Source organism: Paenibacillus sp. UNC496MF (assembly GCF_900113915.1).
Classification (GTDB): Bacteria; Bacillota; Bacilli; order Paenibacillales; family Paenibacillaceae; genus Paenibacillus_Z; species Paenibacillus_Z artemisiicola.
This window is the reverse complement of the sequence record NZ_FORE01000009.1, coordinates 386,336-404,222: the sequence shown is the minus strand read 5'-3', so window position 1 is coordinate 404,222 and position 17,887 is coordinate 386,336. Positions and strand designations below refer to the sequence as shown.

19 protein-coding genes are annotated in these 17,887 nt (G+C 50.8%); 16 read left to right on the top strand and 3 right to left on the bottom strand.

The features are described 5' to 3' along the window. Positions 1 to 17 precede the first annotated feature (17 nt). The 16 genes from BMZ79_RS17745 (at position 18) to BMZ79_RS17670 (ending at position 15,513) form a co-directional block, all read left to right on the top strand. The gene (locus BMZ79_RS17745) at positions 18 to 1,013 is read left to right on the top strand and encodes an ABC transporter ATP-binding protein (protein WP_090642105.1); all 996 of its coding nucleotides are present in this window, start codon (positions 18 to 20) and stop codon (positions 1,011 to 1,013) included. Continuing rightward, a complete protein-coding gene (locus BMZ79_RS17740; RefSeq protein WP_218154712.1) occupies positions 1,010 to 2,122 on the top strand; it encodes an ABC transporter ATP-binding protein in 1,113 nt (370 codons plus the stop codon). Before BMZ79_RS17745 ends, BMZ79_RS17740 begins: the two co-directional genes overlap by 4 nt. 557 nt (positions 2,123 to 2,679) lie before the next feature. Beyond that, positions 2,680 to 3,219, top strand: a complete 540-nt coding sequence (locus BMZ79_RS17730; RefSeq protein ID WP_256252809.1) for a MerR family transcriptional regulator — start codon at positions 2,680 to 2,682, stop codon at positions 3,217 to 3,219. Then, a complete protein-coding gene (locus BMZ79_RS17725) occupies positions 3,216 to 3,815 on the top strand; it encodes an NADPH-dependent F420 reductase (protein WP_090642101.1) in 600 nt (199 codons plus the stop codon). The genes BMZ79_RS17730 and BMZ79_RS17725 overlap by 4 nt, the downstream gene beginning before the upstream one ends. A gap of 263 nt (positions 3,816 to 4,078) precedes the next feature. Further along, positions 4,079 to 5,704, top strand: a complete 1,626-nt coding sequence (locus BMZ79_RS17720; protein WP_090642100.1) for a GMC family oxidoreductase — start codon at positions 4,079 to 4,081, stop codon at positions 5,702 to 5,704. A gap of 107 nt (positions 5,705 to 5,811) precedes the next feature. Beyond that, positions 5,812 to 6,231, top strand: coding sequence for a DUF1259 domain-containing protein (locus BMZ79_RS17715; protein WP_090642098.1), 420 nt, complete (start codon positions 5,812 to 5,814; stop codon positions 6,229 to 6,231). A gap of 48 nt (positions 6,232 to 6,279) precedes the next feature. Next, a complete protein-coding gene (locus tag BMZ79_RS17710; RefSeq protein ID WP_090642097.1) occupies positions 6,280 to 6,696 on the top strand; it encodes a DUF1259 domain-containing protein in 417 nt (138 codons plus the stop codon). 879 nt (positions 6,697 to 7,575) lie between these two features. Continuing rightward, positions 7,576 to 8,043 carry a GNAT family N-acetyltransferase gene (locus BMZ79_RS17705; RefSeq protein ID WP_090642095.1) on the top strand — a complete coding sequence of 156 codons (468 nt, stop codon included), beginning with the start codon at positions 7,576 to 7,578 and terminating at the stop codon, positions 8,041 to 8,043. Between the two features lie 774 nt (positions 8,044 to 8,817). Continuing rightward, complete coding sequence (locus BMZ79_RS17700) at positions 8,818 to 10,269, top strand: AMP-binding protein (protein WP_256252808.1); 1,452 nt, start codon at positions 8,818 to 8,820, stop codon at positions 10,267 to 10,269. Continuing rightward, positions 10,266 to 11,417 carry a thiolase family protein gene (locus BMZ79_RS17695; protein WP_090642092.1) on the top strand — a complete coding sequence of 384 codons (1,152 nt, stop codon included), beginning with the start codon at positions 10,266 to 10,268 and terminating at the stop codon, positions 11,415 to 11,417. Before BMZ79_RS17700 ends, BMZ79_RS17695 begins: the two co-directional genes overlap by 4 nt. Beyond that, positions 11,414 to 11,791 (top strand): FAS1-like dehydratase domain-containing protein, encoded by a 378-nt coding sequence (locus BMZ79_RS17690; protein ID WP_090642090.1) that lies wholly within the window; start codon positions 11,414 to 11,416, stop codon positions 11,789 to 11,791. The genes BMZ79_RS17695 and BMZ79_RS17690 overlap by 4 nt, the downstream gene beginning before the upstream one ends. Continuing rightward, complete coding sequence (locus BMZ79_RS17685; RefSeq protein ID WP_090642089.1) at positions 11,788 to 12,147, top strand: MaoC family dehydratase; 360 nt, start codon at positions 11,788 to 11,790, stop codon at positions 12,145 to 12,147. Before BMZ79_RS17690 ends, BMZ79_RS17685 begins: the two co-directional genes overlap by 4 nt. Further along, positions 12,144 to 12,962, top strand: coding sequence for an SDR family NAD(P)-dependent oxidoreductase (locus BMZ79_RS17680; protein WP_090642087.1), 819 nt, complete (start codon positions 12,144 to 12,146; stop codon positions 12,960 to 12,962). Before BMZ79_RS17685 ends, BMZ79_RS17680 begins: the two co-directional genes overlap by 4 nt. Before the next feature lie 101 nt (positions 12,963 to 13,063). Continuing rightward, positions 13,064 to 14,020: an NAD(P)H-dependent flavin oxidoreductase gene (locus BMZ79_RS17675; RefSeq protein WP_090642086.1), complete on the top strand. Its 957-nt coding sequence runs from the start codon at positions 13,064 to 13,066 to the stop codon at positions 14,018 to 14,020. A gap of 600 nt (positions 14,021 to 14,620) precedes the next feature. Next, the gene (locus tag BMZ79_RS33640; protein ID WP_256252807.1) at positions 14,621 to 14,857 is read left to right on the top strand and encodes a hypothetical protein; all 237 of its coding nucleotides are present in this window, start codon (positions 14,621 to 14,623) and stop codon (positions 14,855 to 14,857) included. Positions 14,858 to 14,982: 125 nt separating this feature from the next. Beyond that, entirely contained in the window at positions 14,983 to 15,513 is a 531-nt protein-coding gene (locus BMZ79_RS17670; protein WP_090642085.1) for a GNAT family N-acetyltransferase, read from the top strand. Positions 15,514 to 15,749: 236 nt separating this feature from the next. On the opposite strand, the gene BMZ79_RS17665 is transcribed toward BMZ79_RS17670, so the two are convergent. The 3 genes from BMZ79_RS17665 to BMZ79_RS17655 all read right to left on the bottom strand — a co-directional run bounded on the left by BMZ79_RS17665 (position 15,750) and on the right by BMZ79_RS17655 (position 17,757). After that, positions 15,750 to 16,169 (bottom strand): cupredoxin domain-containing protein, encoded by a 420-nt coding sequence (locus BMZ79_RS17665; protein WP_090642083.1) that lies wholly within the window; start codon positions 16,167 to 16,169, stop codon positions 15,750 to 15,752. A gap of 207 nt (positions 16,170 to 16,376) precedes the next feature. Continuing rightward, complete coding sequence (locus BMZ79_RS17660; protein WP_090642082.1) at positions 16,377 to 16,778, bottom strand: hypothetical protein; 402 nt, start codon at positions 16,776 to 16,778, stop codon at positions 16,377 to 16,379. Between the two features lie 382 nt (positions 16,779 to 17,160). Then, positions 17,161 to 17,757 carry a nitroreductase family protein gene (locus BMZ79_RS17655; protein ID WP_090642081.1) on the bottom strand — a complete coding sequence of 199 codons (597 nt, stop codon included), beginning with the start codon at positions 17,755 to 17,757 and terminating at the stop codon, positions 17,161 to 17,163. Positions 17,758 to 17,887 lie beyond the last annotated feature (130 nt).

The following is a 17,887-nucleotide window of genomic DNA, read 5'->3' as shown; positions in this document are numbered from 1 at the left end:
GAAAAAGGAGTGGTACGATGAAGCCGTTGGTGGAAGTACGGGGGCTGACCATCGAGTTCCCCATGCGGGCTGGCCTTCTCCGGGCAGTGAACGAGGCCGATTTTGTGATTCCGGAGGGCCAGATCACCGCACTTGTCGGTGAAAGTGGTAGCGGTAAATCGACGATGGCTTCGGCGATTATGCGGGCCATAGCGGTCCCGGGGCGAGTGGCAGAGGGCTCGATTCATTTTGACGGACACGATGTGATGAGCCTCAGTAAAAAACAGCTTCAGTCTTACAAGTGGGAGCAAGCGGCAATGGTGTTTCAGGCGGCTCAAAATGCGCTCAACCCGGTCATGCGGATCAAAGACCAGATGGTCGAGACGTTTCGCGCTCATTCTAAGACCTTAACGGAGAAGCAGATGCTCGATAAAGCCCGCAGCCTCCTCGACTATGTCAGACTGGAACCGGATCGGGTGCTGAACGCCTTCCCCCACGAGCTGTCCGGAGGGATGAAACAGCGGGTGATGATCGCCTTTAGCCTGCTGCTCGATCCCCAGCTTGTCATTCTGGATGAGCCGACTACAGCATTGGATGTCATTACGCAGGCCTATATTTTCGATATCCTCACAAAAATTCATAAGGATATGAACATTACAATGCTGCTGCTCACGCATGATATTGGCGTTGTCGCCAAGGTTGCCGACCGCGTTGGCGTCATGTATGCGGGCAATGTGGTGGAAGCGGGCGGCGTGTACGATATGTTTAAGCGTCCCAAACATCCGTATACCGCGAAATTAATGAAAGCAGTCCCCAGTCTATACCACGATCTCGCGGAGCGCGAAGGAATTCCTGGGTCCCCGCCGGATCTCTTGAACATGCCGCCGGGATGTCCGTTTGCGCCGCGCTGTGAGTTGGCGCACGACAAGTGCAGAGCGAGCAGTCCAGCCAAGGTTTATTCATCGGCAGGACATGAAGTAGCCTGTCATTTATACCCTAACGCCAGTTCGATCTCGGAGGTGCGTACATCATGAATACGATAGATTTGGAATATGAGCGCGATACTAGACAGCGCTTCCGAGAAGAGACCCGCCCGGTCAGTCCGGAAGCGTTGATGCGTCTGGATAACGTAAGCCTGTATTATGAACGCAATCAAGGAATGTTTGCCGCGCCGCAGAAGATAGGGGCTGTCGTGAATGTCAGTTTGAATATTCATCCCGGTGAAATTATCGCCCTTGTAGGCGAGAGCGGGTGCGGCAAAACGACGCTTGGCAGTATCATGACGGGGCTGCTCAAACCAACGACCGGCAAACTTCTATACAAAGGAGAGGACGTTGACAAACTGAGCGGGGATAAAATGACCGACTTTCGCAGCGGCGTGCAGCTGGTTCAGCAGGATTCCTATGCGGCGCTCAACCCGATGCGGACCATTTATCAGTCCTTATCATCACCGATACTCCAACGTAAAATCGTCAAGGGGAGGAAAGCTGCCCGCGCCCGTGTTATCGAATTGCTGCAAACCGTAGGCTTGACACCGCCTGAACGGTTTCTGGATAAATATCCTCACCAGCTGTCTGGCGGTCAGCGCCAGCGGATTCTGATGGCCCGTGCTATATCGCTGAATCCCAAAATTATCGTAGCCGATGAGCCTGTATCGATGATCGATGTTTCCTTGCGGATCTCCATTCTGAATATGATGGCCGAACTCAACCGTAAGCTGGACATCGCGATCATCTATATCACGCATGATCTGGCGACAGCCCGTTATATTGCAGGCAGAGGAAGGATGGCCGTTATGTACCTCGGACGCGTGATGGAGCTGGGCGGTGTCGATGAAGTGCTCAGTCATCCGAAGCATCCTTATTTGCAAGCGCTACTCTCGGCAGTACCAACGCCAGATCCCGAAATTGCCAAGGCGATGACGGAACTGCCGCTACGCAGCCTGGAGATGCCCAGTGCGGCCCGTCCTCCGTCGGGCTGCCGTTTCCACCCGCGGTGTCCGATGGCAACCGACAAGTGTACGACCGAAGAGCCTCAGCTGCGTAGAGTCGGTTCCGAGGAGGCGGCTTGTCACTATGCGGAGGAGGCGCATGATCATTGGCAGCGTAAAATGGCCGATATCGGCGTCTTCAAAAGCACTTGATGGGTGACCTCCGGGCCTTATCCAAAATTGTGCTTTCGATGTCGCTCGTCCTGTTGTTTCTGTGCGTTGTCTCGCTGACTGCGGTCCAACCGGATACGGGTCCTTATGTGGTGGTTGTTTTGTCCGTGTGGATAAATGGGTGCCTCTCCGGCTGTATTATCCTACTATCGCTTTGGCGCCGCATACGCGAAACGAAGCGCCGCAGGCTGGAAGAAATGGAGGAAATGGAAGGACGGGAGCGGGAATACCTGAAATAATCCCCCCTTTTACAAGCCTAATTAATTACTCCTCGTATGGCGTGAAGGTCTGATAGAACAAACAGCTAAATCGCGGCTTATTAATTTATGAAATCAAGTTCTTGTCACGAACCCATGACAAGAACTTGATTTCATTTATTAATGACAAGAACTTGATGGTGACTACTCTTCTTGCTCACTCCTACGGTGATCGCTAGCACGGCATGTTTGGTCGCGCTGTATACGGCCGTAATGACCTTGTGCCCCATTGATTTACGCGCCTCGGGATATAGACATTTCTCAGATCAGTCCTTTTGATCGGTGGGCCTGAAGGAACCACGACCATATCGATATTCTTTACGAATTGCTATCGACCGCAAATCAGGTGTTGACCTGGAGGCGGCTCCAGCCTTTAGAATAAAAGTATTCGGAGCAGGAAGAGGTGGCGCTCAGATGTATTCAATCGGGCAAGTTGCCGAGTTGACGGGTTTCAGCATCGATACGCTCAGGTATTACGAGAAGATCGGCTTGACCAAACCGCCCGAGAGAGGACCGGGGGGCCAAAGGGCGTATAGCGAGGAGGACGTGCGGATGCTTTCTTCCTTGCACTGCCTGAAAGTGACGGGTTTGTCACTAGAAGAAATGAAGGCGTTTCTGCAAGAAGGTCGATGTTTCGCGAATCCTGCTTTTCCGCTAAGCGCCGAGGACAGAGAAATTATTACGAGCCGAACCCGAATTCTCTCGGAGCATCTGGCGAGAATGGAGGCTCAGTATGTAGCACTCGCGAGCATAATCGGGCAGACGAAAGAGAAGTTGGATTTTTACAATGGGATACTGGAAAAGGAGACGGTCATAAAATGAACATCGCTTCGATTGGTTCAGGGAATATGGGGGGGACATTAGGCAAACGATGGGCCGCTCTTGGACATCGCGTAATGTTCGGTACGCGGGATCCGGATAGCGAGAAGATGAAGCGCTTGCTGCAGGTCGCGGGCGCTAACGCGCAGGCTGGCATGATCAAGGAAGCGGTTGAGTTCGGCGAGGTGATCCTGCTGGCCGTGCTGCCCGATGATGTGGAGAGTGCGCTTGCCGAGGCGGGCGATCTGGACGGCAGGATACTGATTAACTGCACCAACCGTTACAACGGTGCGTCCGCGGACGCGGAGGTGCGGCGTCTTGCTCGGAATGCGCGCATCGTCCGTGCTTTTCACACGCTGCCTTGGGAAGTGCTCGCGAATCCGCGTTATGAAGCAGGTACCGCGACCGCTTTCTTAAGCGGGGACGACCCCGCGGCATTGGCAACTGTCGCCAAATTGGCAATAGAGATCGGGCTAGATCCGGTTGACGTTGGGGGCCCGGACGCTATGGCAAAAGTGGAAGTGGCGATCGCGACGATTTGGAGAATACTCGCTCCCAAGTTCGGGCGGGAATACAGCCTTAGCGTCCTAAGACGTTAACTGCAAGGAATTGATGCCATCCGGCGCAAACGCTTTTATTAAAGCAACCAGCAGGGCATGAGTTCGGTATTGTACCGAATTCATGCCTTTTTAGCTTGAACATGATTCGTCAGAGATCTTAGTCATACCTGGATACGAGAATGCAGGAGAAGTTCTAGATCCTCAGAGAAGACCATCTGCGCTGGACGGAGATCATTTTCGTAAAACAGGCACATGTAACTTGGAGATGAAATACGCTACATAAGTTTATTGGAGGTGTTAGAGTGGGGGAAAGATTAATTTTCGACTATATTGTTATCGGAACGGGACCGGCCGGGGCGGTGATTGCCAAAACGTTAACGGACGATAAAAAAACATCGGTGCTTCTTATAGAAGCAGGCGAGAATTGCGATAAGGATAAGCCGATCAAAGACTCCTCTTCTGCACCGGAATTGGAAGAGCGCTTTTTCCCTAACTATTTTTGGCAGGGAGAGGGGGTTCCTCAAGAAGGGGTTAATGACCGTTCATTCGAGTGGACAACAGGGCGGCTCTTGGGCGGAGGTTCGTCCATTAACGGGGAGCAATATGTGCGACCTACATCGGCTGTATTCAAAGCGTGGGAAAAGACGCTCGGACCATTATGGTCGCCTAAACGAGCAATACTTCGCTTCAAGAAATTAGAGAAATATAACGGTCATTCAGACAATCCACGGTTTCGTGGGTTTAGAGGGCGAATCAACATCCGGCAGGCACCGAGGAATCCGACAACGATGGCCGAAAAATTAACCGCTGCCACTGAACGAGCTACCGGGTATCCGGAAATTGTCGATTATAACGATCCCCGAACCCCGCTTGGACCGTTTACACGTTGGCAGCTCTATCAAAATCCGGATGGAACGAGAGAAAGCTCGTCGAGAGCTTTCTTATCATCGGATATTATGCTCCCGAATGGGCGTGGCGTGAAGGGGCGAAAGCTGCGGGTATTCGTAAAGACAACCGCGCTCCGCGTTCTCTTTTCCCATAAACGCGCGAACGGAGTCGAGCTGCTCAAGGAAGGCAAGCTTGTTCGCGCGTTCGCCAGGAGGAAGGTCATCATTTCAGCCGGAATCCATAGCGCGCAGCTATTAATGCTATCCGGCATCGGACCCGCTACGCTTCTTCAGCAGGCAGGCATACCTGTCGTATTCAATAATCCTCATGTAGGGAAGAAGTTAAGGAACCATACGCTTAACTTTGCATCTTTCACTACGAATCCCGTTGATCAAGCGCCCGTGGGCGATCCGAATGCCTTATATACAGGCGGAGCCTTCCTTCCGGATCCTTCCGGTAAAGACCAGGGCAGAAGAGCCGTTCAACTTATCGGTATCGCCGCTCAGGGAATGCTGAATATTGCGATCTTATGGTTACGGCCGAAAAGCCGCGGAAGGATTAAGATCCAGAATAATGATCCGTTGAAAATAAGCTTAGCCGACGAAGGTTTTCTGGTACATCCGGACGATCTAGAATCGGTTAAGCATATATATAGAATTTACATTAAGGAAATCGCGGCGAAGCTGGAAGCAATCGATCCTTCCTATCGCTTGGTTGCGCCGACTGTGGACGTGATTGATGATGATTCCCGGTTGGAGGCATTTATTAAGCAAAATTTTGACCATAACCACCATCAACAAGGATCATTACGGATGGCCCCATTAACCCGAGGAGGAGTTGTTGACCGACGGGGCCGGGTTCATGGGGTAAAGGATTTAATTGTTGCGGATGCATCCATTATTCCGTTTACTGTCGACGGGAACACCTCGGCGGCGGCTTTTCTTATCGGCTACACCATTGCTCTGCAGCTTAAGAAAAAGGCGAACAAAAATCAAAAACACAGGACAACAAATGAACAGCATGAAACTGACGGGGAATAACCGCGTCCACTCGGACGCGGTTTTTTTTTTTGAGACTAGTAATTTGCCCAATTCAATTTCCTGCGTTGATCATAGATTATCCAGAATGCGACTAAAGGAGGAGCTATATGGCAGAACAAGTGAAGGTAAGTCCGCAATTCAGAAGGCTCTGTACACAATTCGGAAGAATTCTAGGGGGCGAGTCGGAAATCGAGGAAGGTCCGGTTTGCTTTATCACGCGGATGACGAACCTCAGGGAAACGATCTTGGGAAGGAGAACGCAATCTCCGCTTGTTCAAATGCAAATGTTCTCGTTCGAATCTCTCGACAAGAGTGGTCGCGCTCTATGTCTCGGCGAAACGGCCGTACATCAAAACCAGGTCAATCGATTGATTACGAATCTCCGTAAACGGGGGATCAAAGTGACGGCGATTCATAATCACTGGTTGAAAGAAAATCCTCGCTTAATGTATATGCACTGGGAAGCCATCATGAATCCTGTTGTATTTGCAAGAAGAACCAAAGACTCCATCGCGTTTTTGGGTTAATGGCTGAGCAACGACTATAGGATAAGAATCAATGAGAGGATGATTCGTATGGCGGTCAAAGCTAGCCCGCGCTTTGTTAGGATCTGCAACCAATTTTCATCTATCTTAGGTGCAACAGAACATGAAATTACAAAGGGCCCGGTCTGTTTCGTCACCCGAAATAGGAGGGTTAACGCCGCAATATTAGGCCGACGCACAACGTCTCCTTTAGTCCGTTACCAACTGTTCTCGTTTGAGTCATTGGACAGTTCAGGACGCGCACTCTGTTTAGGGGAAACGGCGCTTTTCCAAAACCAAGTGAATCGGTTGCTTTCAAATCTTCGCAAAAACGGAATTAAAGTAACGGCAGTCCATAATCACTGGCTGTTTGAGAACCCGCGCCTCATGTATATCCACTGGGAGTCGATCGATAATCCGATTGCCTTTGCGAAAAAAGTAAAACGTTCGATTGCGTTTTTGGGTTAATTACGGATTACAAGGTCAATTATGGCTTGAATTCTTGGTCTTAACAAAGAGAAGATTAACAAACCTGGCGTGCAGCCACTTTCCTGACCCCCTTAATTCCGTTTGACCTTATGAGCAAACCTTTATGGCTTACTGGTGAGCGGTTAACAAAATTTGTATTCAACAAGATATGGAACTTTTCTATTAACAGGACACGATAGCACAATCATGACACGACGGCGGCCGGCCTCAAGAGGATCGGCTACCGTCGTTGCGCTAACGGACGGACTCGTTCAACATTTTCTTTCTCCTTGCATTGGCGACGCGATCGACCGAAATCTATGAGAAAATCAAGCGAGGTTCTTATGATAGCCGAGATGCTTTGTATTCTCTGGTGGCTTTTTATTAGTTTCCCAAGATGAAGCTGGTATAAGTCAATCGCATTATTGGAGGACTCTTTGTTATTATCGGTTTGTTTTTGCTATTCAACTAACGGGATACATACAGCTCAATAGCAGCGAGCTTATAACCGATACAGTCGGCTTTTGTAGACACAGTTGGGAAGGAGCAAGAGACAGCTGCAGGGGAACCCATTTGGTTTCAGGTGGGGCGCACAGCTCAGGCTATGCGTGGTTTACGGCAGCCGCCCCAGAACGATCGGCTGCCGTCTTTGCGCTATCGGGCAGGATGGAAATTCACAAGTCGGGAGCTATATTAGAAATAAGCATAATGCGGCTCTATACGGGAGGTATATATGTACAATTGTACTCATTACAACGTTTATAATGAATTCAAACTAGTTAAAGCTGACCACAGGGAATATGACATTCATTATTCAACAATTAAGAGGGGGCACAACTCCTCTGCTGTCTAAAGAGAATAAAGGAGCTGATACGTTAGATGAAACAGATTACTCTTCGCCAATCCCAAATTTCCGATGTTGAGACCATTGCCAATTTACGGGTAATTGTACTCCGGAATGATTTAACCAGGTTAGGGAGGTTTGATGAAGAGAAGGTTCGTCAACGCTTCCGTAATTCTTTTGACGCGGTTCACACTTGGATGTTTGAGAAAGCTTCTTCTTTTGTTGGCAGCGTGGCTCTTAAACCAACGTTGGACGGGTATGTATTGGAACATTTCTATATTCATCCCAATTACCAAGGTAAAGGTATCGGTAGTCATGTTTTAAAAAATTTGCTTGAACAAAATGATGTAAAAGGAAAATGCGTAACATTAAATGTCTTACAAGGAAGCCCTGCTAAACGTCTATATGAACGGTTTGGTTTTAGAGTTGAGCGCGAGGATCTCATAGACGTTTATATGTCTTTGCATGTAGAGGACAATAATAGAACCGTCGAAGGAGTGTAATAATGTTCTCCCTAATGTGCTTTATTAAACTTACGGGGCACGATAGTTTAAGACGTCTTGGAGCAGTTTGCCAGTGAACTGCACCTCGTCAAGTAGACAATACCGATATTAAAAACCTAGGCGGCCTTGGTCCTGAATTCCATCGGACTTAGGCCGTCTAATCTTGCCTGCAACCGTTTGGTAGGTGTTCAAGTAATACCGTGCGCATTTTAATGTCCCCCAGAAGGCCTTCATCGGGCCGTTATCGATACAGCTACCGACCCGAAGTTCGCTTTGTACATCCCGGTATGAGGAAGAGGAACTACTCCTTCTAAATCCCCCGCTCCACTGACCTATTCACTAGCAGCTGCGTAAGCTCCCACAGGGTATCGGAGGCGTTTTGGCCGCAGTCGATCGCGTGCTCCATTCGTTTCTCCCTCGAATTTGTCCTTATGCCCTTTCGTGCCAGATGCACCGAGCAATCGATTAATTGCTTTTGATAGTCTTATTTGTAAGCACAATGCTCCCGGTTTCATCCTGATTTAGCGAATAGGACTTTACAGATCATTTTGGGGCTGATAGAATGTTCGTGTTTATATGTTAACCAATAACGGATAACAAGGTTAACATATAACGGCGATATTATTAGCTCTACCAGCAGCAAACATGGCAATCCAGTGGAGAACGATCAGCCCTATGGAAGAAAAGACGTAATCGACCACGAAAGGAAAATTTCGATAAGCGGGTGAAATCCAAGTGAATCTACTAACCGTTCTACTAAGCCATGCTTCACGAATGCCGGATCGGGTCGCCATCACCGACAGCCGGGATAGTCTTACTTATTCCGCATTGGCGGAGCGGGTTCAGCGAATGGCTAACGGTCTGAAGCAACGTGGTCATATCCGCCGGAGGGTAGCGATCTTGATGAGCAATCGGGTGGAATTCGCGGAGATTTTTCTAGGGGCTGTCTACGCGGGGTATGTGCCCGTGCCTTTGGATCCGAAGTGGAGTTCCGTTGAAATCAATGCAGTCCTCCGTCAATGCGAACCGGGGATTATTTTTGCGGAGGAATCGTATGCTCATCCTATTCATTTGCCAATCGGCCTAGCCGGACAAGTTGAGATCGTGGCGTTAACGCAAGAGAATACAGGTGCTTATGAGCAATGGATAGCCTCATTCCCTCCGGAAGCCGAATTAAACGCGAGCAATGAATTGCTGTTTATCGGATTTACTTCGGGAACTACGGGAGTTCCGAAGGGATACATGCGAACCCCGCTTTCCTGGGCAACTAGCTTTGAGGCCACGCGGGAAGCATTCCGACTCGACATCAAGCATTGCATGGCCCCTGGTCCCCTCGTGCACTCCCTGTCGTTGTTTGCCTTGCTGCAAAGCCTGTACTTCGGCGCGACGTTTCATCTCGTCAAGCAATTCGATGCGCATGCGGTGATGGAGGTATGTACGGCTGTTCCCGGTATGATCTTGTTTGTCGTCCCTACGATGATTGAATCGCTGCTCCGGCAGACGAATCCCGGTAAAGCGTCCATCCAAGCCCTGATCAGCTCAGGCGGAAAGTGGTCGGAGCAGTCGAAGCGGCAGTGCCGGGAAGTGTTTGGCGGGCGGTCCAAGCTGTATGAATATTATGGTTCATCAGAGGCGAGTTATATCAGCTATATGGACATATACGAGGCGAAGAAACCGGGTTCGGTGGGACGGCCTTTTTCCGGCGTTGAACTATCCATTCGCGATGAGCAAGGCCAGGAGGTTCCTGCCGGAGAAGTCGGACAGTTGTACGTTCGAAGCCGCATGACCTTCTCAGGGTATTATCGGTTAAGCGAGGAGACGTCGGCGGTGTTTCAAGAGGGGTGGCTGAAAACCGGGGATTACATGTCAGCCGATCGCGACGGGTATTTATACTTGGCCGGGCGTTTCATGAATAAGATGGTGACCGGCGGCCTGAATGTATTTCCCGAAGAAGTGGAAACGGTCATGCAGCAGCTTCCGGCCGTTCAGGAGGTCATGGTAGTGGGAATGCCGGATGAGCGATGGGGGGAGAAGGTAACCGCAATTGTGCAATGGCGTGGCGAGCAATGCTTGAGTCTGAAGGAAGTGAAGGCATACTGCCGTAAATATTTGGCAAGCTACAAGGCTCCCAAACAACTTATCACCGTGGATCGGTTCCTCTATACAAGCAGCGGAAAGATTGCGCGTCAGCGAATGAAAGAATATGTGAAAGAAGTGGCGGAATGACTGAGGTTGTAATGGCCATGGCAAAACGTACGCCTATCGGCAAAATCGGCGGTCAATTTAGCACGCTTGAGCCTGAGCTGCTCCTTGCACCGCTAATTCGTGCACTCGTTTCGGAGGCACGCGTGCCGCCGGAATGGATTGATGATGTCGTCATCGGCAATGTTGTAGGACCCGGGGGCAATATTGCACGGGTGGCTGCCTTGGAAGCAGGGCTTCCCGTTACGGTGCCGGGTCTAACGATCGACCGCCAGTGCGGATCGGGACTGGAAGCGATTCATCTGGCGGCCCGCTTCATTCAGAGCGGGGCCGGGGAGGTGTACCTGGCCGGCGGGGTGGAGAGCACGAGCCGGGCACCCTGGAAAATGTTTAGGCCAGAGCAGCCTGCGGGTACGCCGCGACTTTATGCGCGAGCTCCATTTACCTCAAGCGCTTATGGCGACCCCGATATGGGTGTGGCGGCGGAGAATGTCGCTCGGAGATACAACATCTCCAGAGAAGCCCAAGACCTGTACGCCTTGAAGAGTCATCAAAAGGCCGTCAACGCGCAACGAACAGGTAGGTACCGGCAGGAGATCGTGCCTCTTCAAGTAAACGGTCATTGGGTCGCCGAAGACGAATGTCCAAGGCCGGATACGAGCATCGAGAAGCTGCAAAAGTTAAAGCCCGTCTTTATGGAACAAGGCACCGTAACGGCCGGCAATGCTTGTCCCATCAATGACGGGGCCGCGCTTGTGCTGCTCCTGTCACGCGAGAAGTGCGAGCAACTAAACCTTAAGCCCGCATTGCGCTTCGTAGATGCGCAGACCGTCGGCGTTGATCCCCGCTATTTGGGAATAGGGCCGGTTTCAGCCGTTAACAAGCTGCTAAGCCGACAGCTGCTTCGAATCGCCGATATCGACCTGATGGAATTCAACGAAGCTTTTGCTTCCCAGGTGCTAGCGTCGCTCGAGGAGCTGCAAATTCCACAGGACAAGGTGAATCCCGGGGGCGGCGCATTGGCGCTCGGGCATCCTTATGGTGCATCCGGCGCCATTCTGATGACCCGCTTATACGCGGAGATGCTGCAGAATCCCTTCAGGCGCGGGATCGCCGCATTGGGGATTGGCGGAGGCATGGGGCTTGCCGTATTCGTGGAGGCGGTGGAATGAACAGCGTTCGATTCCAGGTTCATCTTGCGGAGAATGCGATCATCCAATATGCCAATCGCATTGAAGCGCCTTTGCAGCGGATCGACGGCGCTTTGATCGCACCGTCAACGATGCCGATTACGTTCTGGAAGCGAACGGACGCCCCTTGGCTGGACATGCCCGAGCCGCTGGTTCATGGGACACAACAATTTAATTATAAGGCGCCGTTGACGGCAGGGATGGATCTGGACTGCCTGCTATCTTTAACCAAGGTCGAGAAAAAGACCGGGCGTCGGGGCGATTTGGTTTTATATACCCATTCCCTGATTTGTTCGTACGCCGGCCAATCCATCATGACCGCGGAAACGGTATTGATTTCCGTTGGCGACAAATGATGCGAATACAGATTACCGCAGCAGCCATTCGGGGGTATGCGGATCTGACCGGGGATCTGGCGCCTATACACCTTCAGGATGAAGCTGCGAGACAAGCCGGGTACCAGGCGCCTATCGCACACGGGATGTATCTGATGGGGTTGGCACAGTCTATTTATTTGGCTGAGCATCGGACACATTGGATTCCGTCCTATAGCATGAAGTTTCACCGGCCGCTTGTGCAAGATGCGCTGGCATGCTTCGTCTATGAAGCATGCAACGATAGCATTCAAGTCACGGTTAGGGAACAAGAGGAAGATGGGGATATCATCGCCAAAGGCGTGTTCATCGTTCGGGAGGGAGTCTGCTCACTGTGAAAACGGCGCTCATTACCGGAGCAAGCAGGGGAATTGGCCGCAGCATCGCCATGGAGCTCGGGCGCAGCGGCTATCGGGTGGCGGTTAATGGGCTGCATGAAGAGCGGATTGACGCGGTTGTGGAAGCCATTCGTCACGAGGGCGGCGCAGCCGAGGGGTATTGCGCGAATGTTGCGGATCCATCGGCGGTGACGGCGATGGTTGAGGCGGTTGAGGCGCGTTATGGCGCCATGGATGTATTCATTCATAGTGCCGGTCATTTGCAGGATCGCAAATGCGAGCAGATGACAGATCAAGAATGGGAGTCGGTCCTGGAGGTTCATTTGAGCGGGGCTTTCTACTGTATTCGGCGAGTTCTCCCCTTCATGGCTTCTCATGGCGGCGACATTCTGCTGATGACTTCAACGGCAGGGTTAATGGGCTCCGTAGGCCAGGTCAATTACAGCTCGGCTAAAGCCGGATTGCTCGGAATGGTATGGACGCTCGCAGCCGAACTGCGGCGCAATCGGATCAGGATCAATGCGGTTGCTCCTGCCGCCCTAACGGATATGACACGCCCGGTTATAGAATATTTAAAGGACAAATACGCGAAACGCAACGAAGCGTTACCCGGTTTCTGGCAGGTTGGAGAAGCGGACGATGTCGCTCGGTTCGTGAGCTTGCTCCTGAAACAGCGGGATCCGGATCTGACCGGTGAAGTCTTTGGCGTTAACGGTTCTCGAATCACCCATTGGCAGAAGCCGCTGCCCGTGATGTCCGTTAACGGTGCAGATGCTTTCTTTGCGGCGTGGAAGCAGCGGGAGGAGAAGCGATAGATGCTTTCACATGACCAGGTTCATGATGACGATCGCCAAGGGCGGCCAATCTTGCGGCTGGCGATTCGACGTTCATGTTACGACTCGGGAGAGGAATCACGATGAAGTGGCGTACGCGTTTGACTGAACTGCTTCAAACGAAGTATCCGATTGTTCAAGGAGGGCTTGCGTATTTGGCCTATTCCGATCTAGCGGCTGCCGTCTCCAATGCGGGCGGATTCGGCCAGATCACAGCCATGAGCCTTCCGGATGCCAATGCGCTGCGGCAAGAAATCAGACGCACTCGCACGCTGACGGACAACCCGTTTGGCATCAACTTTGCGATCGGCATGCACCGCGGCGATATTGAGGAGCGGCTTCGGATCGCGATAGAGGAAAGGGTTTCGGCCGTTACCCTCACAGGCGGAAATCCGGCGCCATTCATGCCCTTGCTGCGGTCAGCGGCGCTAACAACGCTGGTACTGGTCTCGTCTCGTTCCCAGGCTCAAAAAGCCGAGCAGCTTGGCGCATCCGCTGTCATCGTTGTTGGGCATGAGGGAGGCGGGCATCTAGGGCGGGACGAAGTGGGAACGATGGTTCTTGTTCCCCAGGTCGTGGACGCTGTCCGTATCCCCGTTATCGCTTCAGGCGGTATTGCCGATGGCCGAGGCTGGATGGCGTCTCACGCCCTAGGTGCGGAGGGAATTGCAATGGGGACGCGTTTTATTGCCACCCGGGAATGCGCGTACGCGTCCGCTTCCTATAAGAATGCCTTGGTCAAGGCGTCTTCGGCGGATACGGCCGTCATAAAACGCTCGATCGGTTTTCCCGCAAGAGTGCTTCGAAGCCCTTTGATGGACAAGATGATGGAGCTTGAACGCGAGACGAACGACTGGGAAGCGCTGAAGCCCTATATGACTGGGGAAGCGAACAAGCGCTGGATCTACGAAGGCAATCAAGACGAGGGTTTCGGGTGGGCAGGACAAGCCGTCGGTCTGATTCACGACATACCGGCGGTCTCAGAGCTCATTCAGCGAATGGTTCGAGAGGCCGAAAATCTGCGCAGTAAATGGACCTGAGAGGTCGCGGGCAGGATAGTTGCAGGCGGCAATACATATAAAACGGCTCGCTTCAAAAATGGAAGCGGGCCGTTTTCGTTTTAAGACAATTTAGGTCTAGAGCCGTTGTCAGGTTTTGACAATATATTCGGCGCGCTTACGCTATACTAGTTTTAATAGTCAGATTGGGGGAGAAGAATGGACAACTATTTGCATTTCCGAGTATGGTTCAAGCTTAATGGCCGGTTCAACAACAAAGTCATCTACGGACCTACGATTAAGACCCCAAGCGATGCGTTATCTTATTTTAAAAGTCTCCATGGCATTCAACCCAGTCATGCTGAATTGGTAAAGCCGGACCAGAATCCGGCATTCAGGACTATGTAGCTGAAGCTGCTTTTCGCTGGTATTGTCAATCTGGAGTTGTCAGGTCTATATGCTCAATTAGCGGTCCGCAGCTTTCCTATTAACGTCAACGCGCAATATTTACGACCGCCGCAATAAGGATGAAGGACTTAACCAACTCGAGGCTGCCGGTATGAACGGCGGCCTTTCTTATTCCCAAGGTTAGACTGGTAATTGCATCTTAGTGTTAGATAGAAAATTTTGGAGGGACTTCATGTGAATGATTCTAAAATAAATGAAACGAAATCGAACGAAAATCCGCTGCAGTACCGTTCTGATGAAGGTTATGTAGACGAAAATCTTAGACAGATGCAAAATATAGAAGGTGGGGGGCCGCCTAAGAAAATAATCTTGAATACGCTGCCGCGCCCGTTACGGATACTCTGGTACTTTTTCATGGCCATTATGATAGGCATGGGAATGTTTGCTGTAGGAATTACGCTGTTTAGGTGATGTTGTGTCAATAACGACGTGTGAAGGCTTTCGCTCAACTAATAGGGAGGAATTAGTCATTAAGAAGGAAATAATAGGCTCAGGCACTTTTACACCTGTAATTTGCTTATTAGGAGGGCGGATCCGTGTTTACATTGGAAATTCTGCAAATAGATGAGGTATTACCTGAGATGCTTGATTCCTTTGAACGTTTTCAACTCACAACAAGGGTGCTTTTCAATGATAGGGGCACATGGAGGGAGACCGAGGATTCGTTTGAAGATGATTGGACGTTGGAAAGGAAACGGCAGATTGTCGAGCATTTTAAAGATGCGATTAAGCATGGCGGCGCTGTTGTAATTGCTAAACAAGGGGCACAGTTGGTTGGTTTCGCTGTTATTGAAGCTGTGCCATTTGGCAGCGAGTTTATCTATCGGGAATTATCTTTTCTTCACGTAACCCGTTCCGTCCGAGGACGAAAGGCGGGGGAGCATCTTTTTCTAAAGGCAAAAGAAGTCGCAAAATTATTAGGTGCAGATAAACTGTATATCGGGACGCACCCATCGGTGGAAACTCAACATTTTTATCGCAAAATGGGTTGTGCGCCAGCGGTAGAGATTAATGAATTTATTTATCAACGAGAAATTCGGGACATTCAATTAGAGATCACGTTATAACAAGCGTATTTTCTTGAAATCTCTAACAGGTGTAAGGGGGCTGCGAACGATCTGACCGGGTTCCCGAGTCTCGTTAAGGCGCAGAGCGGAAAGCTGATTTCAAGTCAGGCTGCAGGCTGCTTGCTTCGGGACGCCCGATATTTGCTGTCGCAACAGTAAGAATCTAAGATAAAATTCCCATGGAACCAACCTATAAGGGTTCCATGGGGATTCTATGTTAGACGCGTCCTTCGCAATTACTTCACCGTAATGTGCGTTTCCATGGTGCTGTGCCCGGAGCCACATATGAAATTGCATTTGATCACATAGTCGCCGGGCTTGTCAGGCGTCCATTCCACGTCTTCTGATTCCCCCTTGGAGATCTGCTGGCTGACCTCGGTATCCACGATCGAAAAGCCATGTGTTCCATCTGTACTCGCCAGCTCGAATTTGATCGGTTTGCCCGCCTCGAATTCGGTTCGATCCAGCGTCCATTTGAAATCCGAGGCTTCCGCTTTGACCAATACGGCGTCGGCGTCGGAGGAGGACGCGGAGGATTCTGCCGGAGATGCGTCTTGACCGTTAGAACCGGATCGGCCGCAGGCGGCTAATCCCAGAAGCAGCATGCAGCCCATGCCGACAACCGCAGCGAGAGATACCCATCGATTTCTTTTCAACCTTCACCACTCCTTTGATAGCATTCGCTTTAGCTAACGAAGCGCTCGGCGAATCGGTTCGATTCATCGCGTTAACGACGGGCAGGATAGGCTTAAACGTCATGCGTTCATTTGCGGGAGGCTCTTGGGCCATCGGGACAAAAAATCCCTAAGGATGACTTGATGAAGTCGTCCTTAGGGATGTGCGAAGCATCATCGTCCGCCGTCTTACTCTTTATCGATAGCTGTGATGGTGTCTTCTTTGTACTGATACTTTATATTCGTGCCTTTTTCCCATGTAGCTACCTTGTCGGCAATCTCGGCGCTGACCTTGTAGGTTAGCGGGCCTACGCCGGTTTCGATTTCAACGGTCTTGTCGGCATTGATTCCGTTGAATACGCCGGATACCTCGGTAGGAGCGTTTTCCTCAGAAACGGTTTCGTTTGCCGACGAACCGTTGTTCGCAGCAGCCGAGTTGTCAACTGCGTTGTCGCCAGCGGCGTTTGTCGACGCGTTCACCGCGGTATTATCACCGGCATTGTTGTTGCTGCTACCGCACGCCGTTACAAGAATAACCAAGGAGAGAACGACAGCCGTGCAGGTCAGGTTTTTGACGAGTCTATTTTTCATGATTTCACCTCCAGCGAGGTTAAACGTGACGCAATAGGAAAAGTTTCGCAGATGGTTCGTGAATCATTTGTAAATGCGAGTGCCGAGTTGCTTCCGTCATGAAAATTGACGAGTCGAGCTTGCGATTCCAATGTCGATCAAACCGACATCCCGCCCGTGTCAGAACTTCATCTCATGAATGGATGAACCGCATACGAAAAAACCATCGTTCAAGCACGATGGTTTTTTTAGGTACGCCTCTAAATCTGTCCGATAGTCGTAAATCAAAACAGCGGCCGGTCTAGGGCATAATTTCCGCACCCTAGTCCGCCGCTGTATCGTCGGAGCAGTTACACCTTATTCCTCAGTAGCTGTCGAGCTTTGAACCGGATAACCGCGTTACTTAGAAAAATTTCACACGATCCGAATGCGGCATGAATTCCTTGTCGCCCGGTACCGATGTCGGTTTTCCGAATGGCATTTGCGCAATCAGCTTCCATTCGGCCGGAAGTTGCCACGTTTGCGCGACTTCAGCATCGATAAGCGGATTGTAGTGCTGCAAAGAAGCGCCGAGACCTTCCGCGACAAGCGCCGTCCAAATGACGTGCTGCAGCATGCCCGAAGACTGGTTCGACCAGATCGGGAAATTGTCGGCATACGACGCAAATTGCTCTTGCAGGCCTTTCACGACGGCTTGGTCTTCAAAAAACAAGATCGTACCATAGCCGTTCGCAAAGCCGTTGATTCTTTCTTCGGTCGCCGCGAAATTTTCGGCGGGAACGATTTTTCTGAGCGTTTCTTTCGTAATGTTCCACAGTTTGTCCGACTGTTCTCCGAACAGAACGACCACGCGCGAGCTTTGCGAATTGAATGCGGACGGGGTATGATTGACGGCTTCGCCTACGATTTCCTTGATCCGGTCCGCAGGTACAACGATTTCCTTGCTAAGTCCGTAAAAGGTACGTCTAGCTTTGACAGCTTCCAAAAACAATTTGCTCATCTTGATCGCTCCTCGATACTATAATGTTTTACATCTTAATTTTAAGATACATGAGATTGAGATACTTGTCAACGTACGGTTTTTAACACAATAACCGCGCGATGGTTCTGACTCCTTTGAACGTGGTTCG

Bases quoted from the DNA above. Each gene is read 5' to 3' on its own strand.
- BMZ79_RS17700 (WP_256252808.1), top strand. From the start codon at position 8,818: ATGCCGGATCGGGTCGCCATCACCGACAGCCGGGATAGTCTTACTTAT.
- BMZ79_RS17745 (WP_090642105.1), top strand. From the start codon at position 18: ATGAAGCCGTTGGTGGAAGTACGGGGGCTGACCATCGAGTTCCCCATG.
- BMZ79_RS17725 (WP_090642101.1), top strand. From the start codon at position 3,216: ATGAACATCGCTTCGATTGGTTCAGGGAATATGGGGGGGACATTAGGC.
- BMZ79_RS17660 (WP_090642082.1), bottom strand. From the start codon at position 16,778: ATGAAAAATAGACTCGTCAAAAACCTGACCTGCACGGCTGTCGTTCTC.
- BMZ79_RS17740 (WP_218154712.1), top strand. From the start codon at position 1,010: ATGAATACGATAGATTTGGAATATGAGCGCGATACTAGACAGCGCTTC.
- BMZ79_RS17695 (WP_090642092.1), top strand. From the start codon at position 10,266: ATGACTGAGGTTGTAATGGCCATGGCAAAACGTACGCCTATCGGCAAA.
- BMZ79_RS17655 (WP_090642081.1), bottom strand. From the start codon at position 17,757: ATGAGCAAATTGTTTTTGGAAGCTGTCAAAGCTAGACGTACCTTTTAC.
- BMZ79_RS17690 (WP_090642090.1), top strand. From the start codon at position 11,414: ATGAACAGCGTTCGATTCCAGGTTCATCTTGCGGAGAATGCGATCATC.
- BMZ79_RS17710 (WP_090642097.1), top strand. From the start codon at position 6,280: ATGGCGGTCAAAGCTAGCCCGCGCTTTGTTAGGATCTGCAACCAATTT.
- BMZ79_RS17675 (WP_090642086.1), top strand. From the start codon at position 13,064: ATGAAGTGGCGTACGCGTTTGACTGAACTGCTTCAAACGAAGTATCCG.
- BMZ79_RS17685 (WP_090642089.1), top strand. From the start codon at position 11,788: ATGATGCGAATACAGATTACCGCAGCAGCCATTCGGGGGTATGCGGAT.
- BMZ79_RS17715 (WP_090642098.1), top strand. From the start codon at position 5,812: ATGGCAGAACAAGTGAAGGTAAGTCCGCAATTCAGAAGGCTCTGTACA.
- BMZ79_RS17705 (WP_090642095.1), top strand. From the start codon at position 7,576: ATGAAACAGATTACTCTTCGCCAATCCCAAATTTCCGATGTTGAGACC.